The 14,195-nt window shown below is 44.2% G+C and carries 12 protein-coding genes; all 12 read right to left on the minus strand.

Annotated features, from left to right (window positions below; all coding sequences use genetic code 11):
- Positions 1-80: 80 nt before the first annotated feature.
- Positions 81-2,831 (minus strand): FtsK/SpoIIIE family DNA translocase, encoded by a 2,751-nt coding sequence (locus tag FPZ44_RS13195; RefSeq protein WP_144990881.1) that lies wholly within the window; start codon positions 2,829-2,831, stop codon positions 81-83.
- 165 nt (positions 2,832-2,996) lie between these two features.
- Positions 2,997-3,230 carry a YlzJ-like family protein gene (locus FPZ44_RS13200; RefSeq protein ID WP_144990883.1) on the minus strand — a complete coding sequence of 78 codons (234 nt, stop codon included), beginning with the start codon at positions 3,228-3,230 and terminating at the stop codon, positions 2,997-2,999.
- Between the two features lie 12 nt (positions 3,231-3,242).
- On the minus strand, positions 3,243-4,070 hold the full coding sequence (locus tag FPZ44_RS13205) for a ClpP family protease (protein ID WP_144991836.1): 828 nt from the start codon (positions 4,068-4,070) through the stop codon (positions 3,243-3,245).
- Positions 4,071-4,379: 309 nt separating this feature from the next.
- Entirely contained in the window at positions 4,380-6,056 is a 1,677-nt protein-coding gene (locus FPZ44_RS13210) for a ribonuclease J (RefSeq protein WP_144991837.1), read from the minus strand.
- Positions 6,057-6,357: 301 nt separating this feature from the next.
- A complete protein-coding gene (dapA, locus tag FPZ44_RS13215) occupies positions 6,358-7,248 on the minus strand; it encodes a 4-hydroxy-tetrahydrodipicolinate synthase (protein WP_144990885.1) in 891 nt (296 codons plus the stop codon).
- Between the two features lie 79 nt (positions 7,249-7,327).
- Complete coding sequence (dapG, locus tag FPZ44_RS13220; RefSeq protein WP_144990887.1) at positions 7,328-8,545, minus strand: aspartate kinase; 1,218 nt, start codon at positions 8,543-8,545, stop codon at positions 7,328-7,330.
- A gap of 66 nt (positions 8,546-8,611) precedes the next feature.
- Positions 8,612-9,655 carry an aspartate-semialdehyde dehydrogenase gene (locus tag FPZ44_RS13225; protein ID WP_144990889.1) on the minus strand — a complete coding sequence of 348 codons (1,044 nt, stop codon included), beginning with the start codon at positions 9,653-9,655 and terminating at the stop codon, positions 8,612-8,614.
- Positions 9,656-9,734: 79 nt separating this feature from the next.
- A complete protein-coding gene (locus FPZ44_RS13230; RefSeq protein WP_144990891.1) occupies positions 9,735-10,337 on the minus strand; it encodes a dipicolinate synthase subunit B in 603 nt (200 codons plus the stop codon).
- Positions 10,334-11,233 (minus strand): dipicolinate synthase subunit DpsA, encoded by a 900-nt coding sequence (gene dpsA / locus FPZ44_RS13235; RefSeq protein ID WP_144990893.1) that lies wholly within the window; start codon positions 11,231-11,233, stop codon positions 10,334-10,336. The genes FPZ44_RS13230 and dpsA overlap by 4 nt, the downstream gene beginning before the upstream one ends.
- A gap of 171 nt (positions 11,234-11,404) precedes the next feature.
- Positions 11,405-11,863 carry a dUTP diphosphatase gene (dut, locus tag FPZ44_RS13240; RefSeq protein ID WP_261378317.1) on the minus strand — a complete coding sequence of 153 codons (459 nt, stop codon included), beginning with the start codon at positions 11,861-11,863 and terminating at the stop codon, positions 11,405-11,407.
- A complete protein-coding gene (locus FPZ44_RS13245) occupies positions 11,853-13,106 on the minus strand; it encodes a M16 family metallopeptidase (RefSeq protein WP_144990897.1) in 1,254 nt (417 codons plus the stop codon). The genes dut and FPZ44_RS13245 overlap by 11 nt, the downstream gene beginning before the upstream one ends.
- A 57-nt stretch (positions 13,107-13,163) precedes the next feature.
- On the minus strand, positions 13,164-14,189 hold the full coding sequence (locus tag FPZ44_RS13250; RefSeq protein WP_144991838.1) for a polysaccharide deacetylase family protein: 1,026 nt from the start codon (positions 14,187-14,189) through the stop codon (positions 13,164-13,166).
- Positions 14,190-14,195: the final 6 nt, after the last annotated feature.

A 14,195-nucleotide genomic window follows, 5' to 3' on the forward strand; every position in this document is an offset into this window, starting at 1 on the left:
ATCGTTACCTCTTTCGTTCTTGGTTTGACAGTATTGGCAACTTTATTATGAGATAACGGATTATGTTCTATACACGTCTTTTAGGAAGACAACTTTGTTTGTTGATATTGCTCCAAAGTCATCAAGACTTCACGCGGACGACTTCCATCAGGAGGCCCTATAATCCCTTGCATCTGCATCGATTCAATGAGCCGGCTCGCACGGTTGTACCCAACACGCAATCTGCGCTGCAATAACGACGCAGACGCTTGTTGTCCTTCAAGCACGATCGTAACAGCCTGCTCGAACAATTCATCAACCGGCTCCCCATCAAATGAAGCAAGGTCATCAATCTCAGGAACCAAATCTTCATTGTATTCCGCCGTTCCTTGATCTCGACAGAATGACACCACGGCCTCTACCTCTGGATCAGATAAGAATGCGCCCTGAACCCGTTGCGGCTTCGAAGAGCCCATAGGAAGATACAGCATATCCCCTCGACCAAGCAGCTTCTCAGCACCAGCCATGTCTAGAATTGTACGGGAATCCACTTGTGAAGATACACCGAATGCAATACGGGACGGGATGTTCGCCTTGATAACGCCTGTAATTACGTCAACAGACGGTCTTTGAGTCGCGATTATAAGGTGAATGCCCGCTGCACGCGCCATTTGGGCCAAACGACAGATTGCATCTTCAACGTCATTCGCAGCAACCATCATCAAGTCAGCCAACTCGTCCACAATAACGACGATATAAGGTAGTAATTTCTCTTTGTCATCTCCGACCAGTTTGTTGTAGCCTTCGATATTTCTTGTAGCAGACTTGGAGAATAACTCATATCGCTTTTCCATTTCGACTACAATCTTCTTCAGCGCTAAAGATGCGCGACGAGGATCGGTTACGACAGGTGCTAACAAATGCGGAATGCCATTATACACGTTCAGCTCAACCATCTTAGGATCGATCATTAGAAACTTTACTTCGTCAGGCTTTGCTTTATACAAAATACTTGTAATGATCCCGTTAATGCAAACTGACTTACCTGATCCGGTAGCACCCGCAACGAGCAAGTGAGGCATCCGGGCTAAATTGCCTATAATAGGTGCTCCTGAAATATCACGCCCGAGTGCAATCGTTATATTCGAGTTGGCATCGACAAATGTCGGTGTTTCCATAACTTCACGCATCGTAACTATTGACACTTCATTGTTAGGCACTTCAATTCCGATTGCAGACTTGCCTGGGATTGGCGCTTCCATCCGAATATCCTTAGCAGCCAAGGCCAATGCAATATCGTCAGACAGGCTTACAATACGACTAACCTTGACTCCAATATCAGGCTGAATCTCATAACGAGTGACTGCAGGTCCACGAACAACTTCTAACACCTTAGCTCGAACACTGAAGCTCTCCAATGTAGCTTCTAGCTTACGAGCAGTTTGCATGAAGTCCGCTTGCTCTCCTCCTTTGCCGCTGCCTTGTGGTTTGGCCAGCAAAGAGAAGTTCGGCAATTTGTACGGCTTAACGGGCGGTTTAACTGGGACTACAATCTCTTCCTCATTGGAGACACTGTCTTGCTGTATACCATTCGTTACATCAAGTGTCGAAGATACTTCCTCTCCTGCTGCTGGGAGCTGTGGCAATGAAGGTAAAGAAGCATCTACCATGCCTGTTGTAGATTGTTTGCCATCAGACACATTATCTAATTCAATGTTCCAATCTTCATCTACGTCATCTTGCGTCCCTATTTGTCCATCAGCAGCGGGATTCCAACCATCATATTCAGGGGACATAAAGTCTCGGAACAATGGGCCATTACGATCTTCAGCTTCATTTTCGTAAGGATCGTTGTCAACGTTGCTCGTACTGTGATAACCACGTGTATGTTGCGCATCTCGCCCCGTGCGTGCATCTGCATCAGAGCTGGGCACATCAGTCCATTCTGCTTCAACAGCAGACTCAGCCTTCGTCCGTTTGCCTTTTCGTTTCAATGAACGATCTAACCATTCATCATCTGCATCAACCAGCTCGTCCTCATTAGAGACATTGCGTCTATCGCCAAATAATTGAAAGAACACAGGTGTCTTAGATGCTTTACGTGGAGGACCATACTCTTCACTATCTTCATCATCAGAGAAATCAGGAATGTTATCGTTCTTGGAGACTTCTCGTTTCTTCTGCTCAGCCTCACGAACTTTGCGCTCATTGATGCGTGCCTTACGCTGCTTATGTATAGCCTTCATTAGTTTTTTAATTTGCGTGCGCATCAGTTGCGCGAGTTCGACATAAGATAATTGGGTTGCCAGCATAAAGCCAATAATAAATAGAACGATTATTAACAACTTCGTCCCTAATGCCCCAAATAATGCAAAAACGAGGCAATATAGCGCTGCCCCTATATACCCGCCGCTTATGTCTTTATTCCACATATCACTTGCTGTTCCCGTTTCCGCAGCAGTAATTAGTTCTTCCTTCATTGTGTTATGTATTGCTTGAAATATGCTTCCCGCACTAATATCATCTGCTACTGGAAGCAGCCGCATTTCTACTGCACTCATCGTGCTCATCATCGTGAATCCGATAAGGATTATTAATAATCCTGACTTTCTTGCGCTCCAACCGTTAGGCCATTGCCGTTTAATCATTACAGCTAAACCTACATAAATAAGAACAAGCGGTATAACAAAGTAAAACTTTCCAAGCAGTAATCCGAACAGCTTGGACAACGCTCGTCCGAAGGCTGCTCCGCCAGAAAGCGCGATGACAGAGCTCGTTATGAGCAATATACCGTATATTTCATATTTTAGGCTCTTGCTTAAAGACTGCTTTTTACGTTTTCTTCGGGCCAATTGTTGTCACCTCCACATGCCATTATATCACAGAACAGCCGTTCTTACTATGTTCTGCCGTTATCTGCTTTGTGGTCATTTTGGAGACAGACACGCAAAATAGCGTAGTTATCATGAACAGGGCTTACTCGTTCTTTCAATCCACGCTATTTTTAATTGAGTTGTTTACGTTTTATTTAGTTGTAGAACGGTTCCTGGCTGTAAGAAGGGATTTAAAAAATCTTGAATCCCGCACGGCTGCAAAATTCTTTCCACACGAATATAATCATCATTAAGACGCTCAACAAGCAGCAAACGCCCCTCCCAAGCCATTTCATGAAATTCATAGGCTTGCTCTGTTTGCTCTTGGCTTGCGCTTTTAAATATTTCTTCTTCAGGTATAACGGTATAAAGAGTCATCACCTATCTCCCCTATCTTGGTGTTGGAGGAATTGGCTGCTTTGTTTCATTACTTAATGTCGGCAAAGACGCAGCTTGCTCTCCTAAAGGGAGTCTCCGCATTTCGATTAATTCATTCAACCGCTTTAAAGCTTGACCAAGCCCTCCAATTTCATCAATAAGCCCGTGCTTAACTGCCTCTGGTCCAATAATCGTTGTTCCAATATCTCGAGTCAGCTCTCCTGTTTTAAACATTAATTCCTTGAATGTTTGATCTGAAATGTTTGAATGCGCAACAACAAATCGAACGACCCGCTCCTGCATTTTATCCAAATACTCAAATGTCTGAGGCACACCGATAACAAGGCCTGTCAAACGGATCGGATGTATGGTCATCGTCGCGGTTTCTGCTATAAATGATGCCTGTCCTGACGTTGCAATAGGTACACCTATACTATGCCCACCACCGAGAACAAGCGTTACAGTTGGCTTCGTCAAAGACGATATCATCTCTGCGATTGCTAATCCCGCTTCAACATCTCCTCCAACAGTGTTCAGCATAATCAAAATGCCTTCAATTTTAGGATTTTGTTCTGCTGCGACAAGCTGTGGAATAATATGTTCATACTTGGTCGTTTTGTTTTGTGGAGGAAGCACGATGTGACCTTCAATCTGACCAATAATATTCAAACAATATATATTGGATTCGCCCGGGCTCGGAATCGATGCGGTTCCCAACTGCTGTATTGTTTGGATAGCAGGTGGAGCTTCTTTGATCAATGGTGCTTCGATCGGTGGCGCTTGTGGAGGCTCATCTTGGCGAAGCCATCCTTCTAATGCATCTACATTCCATCTATACATCGATGTAAAATCTAAGCTTGTTTCCATTTTGCTATAGGTTGATAGATCCTGTGCTTTTGTCAAGCTTCTCCCTCCAGTCTGGGAATATACGCTTAGCTTGCGTAGACCACTGTATCGTTATGCAGCATATTTATAATTGTGTTCCTGTAGAAGTATTAGAAGTACATACAGAGCATGACGATCTCCTATATGAAAAAGAAACAGATGAACGAACAACACTAAAAAAGTCCTTTGCCGGGTAGGCAAAGGACTGAATTCAGTGACGTGAGCGCGACCTAAGGTCACACGATATAATAGTTGTATCAATTATTATACTTCCATAATGATTGGAAGTATCATCGGACGGCGCCGTGTTTGTTCGTATAAGAAACGACCAAGAGCATCTTTCACATGCGTTTTGAGTGAAGCCCACTCATTGACGTTCTCATTCATAAGACGGTGCAGCGTGGATGTAACAATGCGATTCGCTTCATCGAGTAGACCCTCAGATTCACGAACATAAACAAATCCACGTGAAATAATATCTGGACCAGACATTATTGTACCGTCCTGCTTGCTTAATGTAACGACGACGACGAGAATACCGTCTTGTGACAACAGCTTGCGGTCGCGCAGAACAATATTGCCTACATCTCCAACTCCAAGACCATCTATAAGTACATAGCCAGATGGTACTTTAGAGCCGCGACGAGCAACTCCATTCTGAATCTCAATCGTTTCACCAATATCTGTAATAAAGATATTTTCGGGTTCAATGCCAACTGATTCTGCCAATCTAGCATGATGACGAAGCATACGATATTCACCGTGAACTGGGATGAAATACTTCGGTTTCATCAAGTTGATCATTAGTTTTAGTTCTTCTTGGCTACCGTGTCCAGAAACGTGAACACCAGTCATCGAACCGCCATAAATCACATTTGCACCTAGTCGGAATAGTTCATCAACTGTTCGACCAACATATTTCTCGTTGCCTGGGATAGGCGTTGCTGCGATTACAACTGTATCACCCGGAAGGATGTCCACTTTACGATGCGTAGAACGCGCCATACGCGTCAATGCAGACATCGGCTCTCCTTGGCTTCCTGTTGACAAAATAGCCACACGATCAGCTGCCATTTTGTTTACTTCTTCAGGCTCAATGAGCATTCCGTCAGGAATGTGCAAATAGCCTAGCTCTGAAGCGATGGAGACGACGTTCACCATACTTCTTCCTACTACTGTCAGCTTGCGGTTTGTTGCATATGCAGCATCAATAACTTGCTGAACACGATGAATATTAGAAGCAAATGTAGCAACAACGACGCGCTGCTGAGCTTTGCTAAAGATATTTTCTAGTTCAACACCAACACTGCTTTCTGAAGGCGTGAAGCCTGGACGTTCAGCATTCGTACTGTCTGATAACAGAGCTAGTACACCCTTTTTACCGATCTCAGCCATGCGGTGAAGATCAGCGTATTGCTCATTAACAGGTGTGTGGTCAAATTTGAAGTCACCCGTATGTACGACAGCCCCTTCAGGAGTATCTAAACATACTCCAACAGAGTCTGGGATAGAGTGATTCGTTCTAAAGAAGCTCGCACGCATAGATCCTAACTGAACTTCAGAGTCAGCAGTAATCAAGATACGCTTCGTTTCACCAAGAAGGTTTGCTTCTCTAAGCTTACTCTCAATAAGACCAAGTGTTAGACGAGTACCATACACAGGAACGTTCAAGTGACGCAATACATATGGCAAACCGCCGATATGGTCTTCGTGTCCGTGCGTAATCAATATTCCTCTTACTTTATCACGATTCTCTGTTAAATATGAAATGTCTGGAATAACAATATCAATTCCAAGCATATCTTCTTCAGGGAATTTTAACCCTGCGTCGATAACGACGATGTCATTGCCATATTGAACTGCGTACATGTTCTTACCGATTTCACCTACGCCGCCCAATGCAAAAATTAAAAGTTTATCCGAGTTGTTTTTCTTCGACAATGTCAATCTTAACCTCCTATATTCAGTTGGCCGTCGCACCAATGAACATCTTTCTTTTGTAAAATATACCGCACCCAGTCACTTGTAACTCATTATACATGAACGTGTGAGAAAAACACAAGCAAGCGTTTTTATTGGCCTATATAATCACCAAAATCATATTAAGCAATGCCTGATTTCTTGCTTCATAACATGCAATCAGAGACTGCTGACTGCGAAATTTCAGTTATATTTGTGTGAAAGTAATAAAAAAGAAAGCGACCACAGGCCGCTTTCTTTTTTATTACTTATATTGAATTCTTTACGTACGATTTGAATCCAGCAACTGTTTAATAAACTCTTGTTCTTGTTCCGTTGCTTGCACAAGTGGCAAACGAACGCCACCTACTGCCACACCTTGCAGGTTCAACGCATGTTTAACCGCAACTGGGTTAGGAACTGGGTGTGGACAGTTAAACAGCCCTTTGAATACAGGGGAAAGCTTATTGTTCAATACTAGTGCATCTTGATTACGACCTTGAACAAAGGCTTCAATCATCAATTTCATTTCCGAACCAATGACATGGCTGGCTACACTTACGATACCGTAGATGCCGACACTGAGTCCTGGCAATGTTGTGATATCATCACCGCTGTACACCTTGAAATGCTCAGGCGCCTTTGCAGCAATCTCAGCCATCTGGTCAATAGATACACATTCTTTAGTAGATACAATATTCGGAACATCATTAGCCAAACGCAATGTTGTATCTACACTCATGCTGGACACGGTACGTGAAGGCACATTGTAAAGCATAACTGGGAGCTTTGTTGCGCTCGCAATGGCTTTGAAATGCTGATACATGCCTTCCTGACTTGGTTTATTGTAATAAGGAACGACAAGCAGAATCCCGTCCACCCCTGCTGCCTCTGCTTCCTGTGTCAGATGTATGGAATGAGCTGTATTGTTGCTTCCTGTTCCTGCAATAATACGTGCGCGTCCACGTGCATGTTTAACAGCAAACTGGAATAATTGCACTTTTTCCTCATCTGTCAATGTTGGGGACTCACCTGTTGTGCCGCTTACAACTAGGCTATCTGACTTTTGCTCCTCAATCAAGTAGTCTATAAGTCTGCCCGTTTGTTCCCAATCAATTGTTAAATCATTATGGAATGGCGTTACCATAGCCGTAATTAATCTGCCAAAATCCATAATGAACACCTCCTTATAAAAAGCCTCAGCCTCTCAATTTCTATATCTATGTCATGTCTTCATTTACATGAATTCTTGTCTATCGATGTAGTTCAAACTTAGCATGCAATGCTCGTAAAGCACGTACCATATCCTCTTTCCGGACTAGTACCCAAATCGTCGTATTCGAATCCGCAGATTGAAGAATTTGAATCTCTTGTTTCGTTAATGCTTCTACGATATGAGCCATAATACCAGGTACACCATTTATACCGCCGCCAATAACGGAAACCTTCGCACAACCAGACAAGGACTTTGGCGCATATCCCATGTCATGCAGCACTTCAAGCGCTTTTGGCGCATCTGTATCAAATACCGTATATACCGCCCCAGAAGGGGTAACATTAATAAAGTCAACACTAATCTGATTATGAGCCATCGCCTTAAATACGTGAAGCTGAAGGTCTACCGCACCTTCTTGTGCCTCAACCGTAATTTGAGTAACGTTACTTACATATGCAATACCTGTTACATAGCGATCTACGATACCATCCTGTACTTGATTGAAGCATTCTGGATGTGTAACGAGCGTACCTTCCTCATCCGAGAACGTGCTGCGCACACGTACAGGAACACGCGCCTGCATCGCGATTTCAACTGCTCGCGGATGTATAACTTTGGCACCATGATGTGCCATGTTGCAGATTTCTGCATAACTAACTACCGACAACGGCTTCGCATCTTCAACAACCCTTGGATCTGCCGTCAAAATTCCATTTACATCCGTATAAATGTCAACCATCTCAGCACGCAATGCCGTTCCAAGCGCAGTAGCAGATGTATCACTGCCTCCGCGGCCCAATGTCGTGAAATCACCGTTCTCGGTTTGCCCTTGGAAACCCGTTACGATAGCAACCTGATTGTTTTCCAACGCCTCACGAACCCGATCAGGTTTCACATCTAATATACGAGCATTACCATGATGACCATCCGTCTTGAAGCCTGCTTGTGCTCCAGTAAATACAGTTGATGCAATTCCTTCTGCCTGTAGCAAACTGCACAACGTAGTTGCTGAAATAATTTCACCACAGCACAACAATAAATCCTGCTCGCGTGATGGCAATGCGTTACCATTGTTCGCGGTCCATTCAAGCAGGGTATCTGTTGCATATGGCTCACCACGACGTCCCATCGCAGAGACGACAACTGCAAGGCGATAGCCTTGTTCGAGTTCTCGCCGTATATGATGAATAACGCGTTGTCTTGCTTCAGGGGTAGATAATGATGTCCCCCCGAATTTTTGAACTAAAATACGCATGTAACATTCCTCCAACTAAGATGACTGACCGTATTAGAACACGCAAAAAAGGCAGGAGCAACCTGCCTATTCCTGCCGCTCCGATGCCAAATGCTCTGCAATTTGAACCGCATTCCAAGCAGCGCCTTTGAGTAAGTTATCAGATACGATCCACATATTTAACGCTAATGGATGATACAAATCACGGCGTACACGGCCCACAAACACGTCAAGCTTGCCAGCAGCATCTGTCGCAAGCGGGTACGTCTGCGTCCCGATATCATCTTGGAGGGTAACTCCAGGTGCATCATTCAATAGTTGCCTTACTTCATTTATATCGAAATCTTGCTTCAATTCCACATATACAGACTCAGAGTGACCATAGACAACAGGAATACGAACGCATGTCGCTGTTACTTGTAGGTCATCATCACCCATAATTTTTCTCGTTTCTTGAATCATCTTGATTTCTTCATACGTAAAGCCGTTATCTTGAAACTTATCAATTTGCGGTACTGCATTGAATGCTATTTGATGCTTAACTGGTAACGAAGATACTGGCAAAATATCTGCCTCTACTTCACGCCCCTCCAAAACTTCCTTAGTCTGGCGAAGCATCTCATTAATCGCACTACTACCTGCACCAGAAACTGCTTGATACGTAGATACGATAATGCGGGAAATGCCATAACGATCATAGAGAGGTTTGAGTGCCGCTACCATCTGAATCGTGGAACAGTTCGGATTTGCAATGATTCCTTTATGTTCCTTAATTACATCCGCATTTACTTCTGGAACAATTAGCGGTGTATTCGGGTCCATACGATATGCACTTGTGTTGTCGATGCACACTGCACCGCGTTCAACAGCTGCCGGAGCCAGCGCACGACTTACATCTCCTCCCGCACTAAACAAGGCAAAATCAACACCTTCAAAGCTCTCTTGCTTGGCTTCTTCAATCGTGTGTTCTACTCCGTTAAACATTACAGTTTTGCCTGCAGAACGAGCTGAAGATAACAGCTTCAAGTTACGGATCGGGAATTTGCGTTGTTCTAATAGCTTTAAGATCTGTTCCCCCACTGCTCCAGTAGCCCCAACTACTGCAACGTTAAATTGCTTCTGATTCGACATCTGTTGTTTCTCCCCTCTGTCCCGTATATGGAGCACAAAGGAGCGTGAGGACCGGGGTCTTCACGCTCCTTGCGACTTATCATGTATACTGAAAGCGCTCAATAATGAGCGGCTGCAGTTGCTTACCTTCCAGGGCTGCTGCACACGCCTCCGGAATCAATTCCATCCGCGCTACTAAAGAATTCGGTTTCTGAACAGGATTATCCTGACCATAAGGTACAAAATATATATGCTTAGCTACTAGCAACTTCGCAATGTTAGCCGCGTTCAAACCCAAACCATCATTGGTCGAAATCGCTAATACTAATGGCCTCTGATTCCGCATTTGCGCCTTAGCTGCCATAAGGACAGGGCTGTCCGTGATTGCATTAGCCAATCGACTAGTCGTATTGCCCGTACAAGGTGCAATCACCAACACATCCAGCAGCTTGGATGGCCCAAGCGGTTCCGCTTCAACAATTGTAGTGATCATATCATTGCCAGTAATATCTTTCAACTGTTTCTGCCAATGATTAGACGTACCAAATCGCGTATCTGTCGTTAAAATTGTAGTTGAAACAATAGGGATAACTCGCGCACCAAGATCAACAAAGCGTTGAATTTGCGGCATCACTTCGTCAAATGTACAGTGTGAACCTGTCAACGCATAGCCTACGGTTATTCCAGTAAAATCTAAGCTCATTGGCCATCCCCCCGACTTCGCGTCACTTCATTCAGCAATTCGCTGATACTGTTCGCCAAAATACGACCAGCAGTTTTAGGAGCAACGATACCTGGAAGTCCTGGAGCAAGCATTGCCTTAATGCCGCGTTTTTCCGCGAATCGGAAATCAATGCCGCCTGGCTTCGACGCCAAATCGATAAGCACAGCACGGTTTGGCATTTGGGATATGACCTGCGCTGTGACTATCATAGTCGGTATCGTATTAAAAAGCAAGTCGATTTGAGACACTTGCTGCGCAAGGTTAGTCAAATAAAACGGCTCGCATCCCATCTCTACCCCTCTAGCGAAATGCTCCGGTCTGCGCACTCCTAATTTTACCCGTGCACCAAGTCCAAGCAACGTACGTGCTAATGTAAAACCGGTTCGACCCAATCCGAGCACAACAATTTCTGCACCATGAATCGTAATATCCGTATGCTGTATCGCCATCATAACAGCACCTTCAGCAGTCGGTATCGAGTTGTATATGGCAACATCATCACGTTCAAATAATTCTAACAGCGTAATGCGATGCTTCGCACACAACTTACTTAAATAGGGCTTAGCCATACCTGTAAATATGACTGCATGCTTAGGGAGCGCAGCGATATCTTCTTCGGTTAGTGTTATTTCTTCAGATGTAAATATAGCGTGCACTCGGCCATCTTCATCCGTACCAACCGCAGGCAGCACCAGTGCATCTGTATTTCTTAACAACTCAAGAGACAGCGACTTACGCTGAATGCCATGGTATGGATTTGACAGTTGGTCAAATCCAACAAGAGTCACACTGGCATCCAGCTCTGACAGCTTCTGAAAAACTTCGATCTGTCTGGCGTCGCCACCTAAGAACACGACATGAACGCCGGTCAACATGGTTGCGAATCACTCCTTTCTAACTTGCCGCTTGCACATCTAGAACATCATATGCCAGCGCCCAGAAAGGGTGCTTATAAGCAAACAACTCCAAAATTGAAAAAAACGACTGCTTCGCAAAGAAGCAGTCGTCCCATTCATTTTATAAAAATATACGAGGGCACAGCCATATTATTTCGTTCCCGTATGGCCAAAGCCGCCTTCACCACGGATTGTATCAGACAATTCGTCTACTTCCACAAGTTTTATGCGAGGCACTTCTTGAATTACCATTTGAGCAATACGTTCGTTACGCTCGATTTTGAACGCCTGCTTACCGTGATTAATAATAAGTACCTTTACTTCACCACGATAGTCCGCATCAATCGTACCAGGTGAATTTAGACATGTAATTCCATTTTTATATGCTAATCCGCTGCGCGGACGAATTTGAGCTTCCAATTGTGGTGGAAGAGCGATTGCAAACCCTGTTGGTACGAGCATACGCTCACCTGGAGCTAATACAATCGATTCCTCTACAGCTGCATGCAGATCGAATCCCGCTGCAAGTTCAGACATTTGCTGTGGGAGAGGAATATCCTCATTACCTGATAATTTTTTGATTTGAACTTCATAACTGTTATTGGACAAGACTATCCCTCCTGAATGCTGCAATCGCCGCGTCATTACTGCCTACCATCGACACTGCAAATGGCTGTGCTGTCATATTCTTGACAATCTCACGCACATCATCTTGTGTCACGGCCTCAATACGAGCGATAATTTCATCTAATGTGTAATGTCTTCCTAACATTAATTCATTTTTGCCTAAACGAGTCATACGACTGCTCGTGCTTTCCAAACTTAAAATAAGGCTGCCTTTTAGCTGCTCTTTCCCTTTGCGCAATTCTTCATCAGACAACCCTTTTACTGTAACATCCTGCAGCACCTCTAGTGTTAGTTCCAACACATCAGAAGTCTGCTTCGGCGCTGTTCCGGCATAAACCGTAAACAACCCACTGTCAATATGGGAAGAATGATAGGAATAAACGGAATAAGCTAGACCACGCTTCTCACGGATCTCTTGGAACAAACGCGAACTCATTCCGCCACCAATAATGTTATTCAATAACACCATCGCATATAAGTTCGAATCATTCATAGAGCACCCTGGCAAGCTCATGCAAATATGATTTTGTTCCGTTTGCTTCTGATGGAATAATAAATCACTCTTGAACGCCGGTGCCTCCACAGCAGGAGACTGCCCTTTAATTTGGAAATCCCCAAAGTGACGCTCGAGCAATTCAATGATCGAATCATCAATATTTCCCGCAACGGCAATAACGGTATTGTCGAGTGTATAATGCTGATTCATATAGCGTTTCAAGTCAGCAGAAGTCATTGCGTCCAATCGTTCTCTCGTACCTAATATCGGATAAGCCAACGAATGCGAACCATACGCTGCACGAGTTAACAAATCATGTACGAGATCATCAGGCGTGTCTTCATACATCGATATTTCTTCTAGAATAACGTTTCTTTCTTTATGTAGTTCCTCTTCAGCCATTTGTGACCGGAAAAACATATCCGAAAGCACGTCTACAGCAATTGGCAAATGCTCATCAAGCACTTTCGTATAGTAACAAGTATATTCTTTGGAAGTAAATGCATTTACATGTCCACCTATTCCATCGAATGCTTCAGCAATTGACTTAGCATCATATCGCTCTGTACCTTTAAATAACATATGCTCTATAAAATGAGAAACACCGTTCGTCGTCTCATCCTCATTGCGCGATCCAGTCTTCACCCAGATGCCGAACGAAACTGAACGGCAGGTCGGAATTTTCTCTAAAACGACACGCAGGCCGTTTGTCAGCTGCACATTTTCCAACAGGAGCTCCTCCTTAACTCAATTCGATGCACTCTTTATCCTATCAAAAAAGTGCTGTCACCTCAACTTATTCCCTAATTGATTTGGGAGAACCCGCTTCTCTGACAGCACCTCGCTCACTGTTCCTGGCTCTAGCTTATTTTCTCTCGCCATACGAATAAATGTAGGCAGAGCTTTGCTTGTTGCTGCTGTCGGATGCATAAGTACGAGTACCCCCGGCTTCAACTTAGGCTTTACACGTTGAATAATTGTACCTGGCTCGTTTGGAGTATTCCAGTCGATCGTGTCCGCACTCCATAGCACTGTAAGCATTTTCAATTGTTGAGCGGTCTTTACCGTGAGGCTGTTAAACGAGCCAGAAGGCGGTGCAAACCAGCTACTCCGCTTCCCGAGCTGCTTTTCAATCTCACGCTCTGTCTTTTCTATTTCAACATATTGTCGCCCCTCACTAAGTTGAGCCATATTCGGATGTGTATAGGCATGATTGCCTATCTCATGCCCCTCTTCTGTAAGACGCTTCGCCAATTCAGGATTACGGCGAACCCAAGAACCATCTAAAAAGAAGGTCGTCTTCACTTGATATTCTTTCAATGTTTTTAAAATGGGCTCAATATGTTCATTTCCCCATGCTACGTTAATCATAAACGCAACCATCGGCTTATTTTCATTTCCTCTATATATGGGTTCTATCGGCAAATCCGCTAAGGTTACTTCTGCTTTCGTTTCGCGATACACGAGCTTTAGTGGAGCACCTTTCGGTAATTTGCTACTTTGTTCGTAGGATGCCGCTTCATCCACTTCAAGACCATTATAGCCAGGAACGGCCTTCCATACGCGATCAATACGAGCATTTATCGGTGCTTCCCGCTGCTCTTCAGCCGCTCTTTTTATTCGCTGACGCAGTTCGTCCCCGTTTACTTCATCTAAATTGCTGCTCATCTGAAACGCATCGCTATTAGCCAGTTGAGCTTTATGTTCAGCTACATATTTACTTGCACCGGTCCAATCTACTATGACCCACGTGATGATACAAGCAAAGCCGACAACAATCCACTTTTGTTTCGTTGCGTTCAATAAGGTCATCCCCTT

The organism is Paenibacillus agilis, from assembly GCF_007786455.1.
Taxonomy (GTDB): domain Bacteria; phylum Bacillota; class Bacilli; order Paenibacillales; family Paenibacillaceae; genus Paenibacillus_B; species Paenibacillus_B agilis.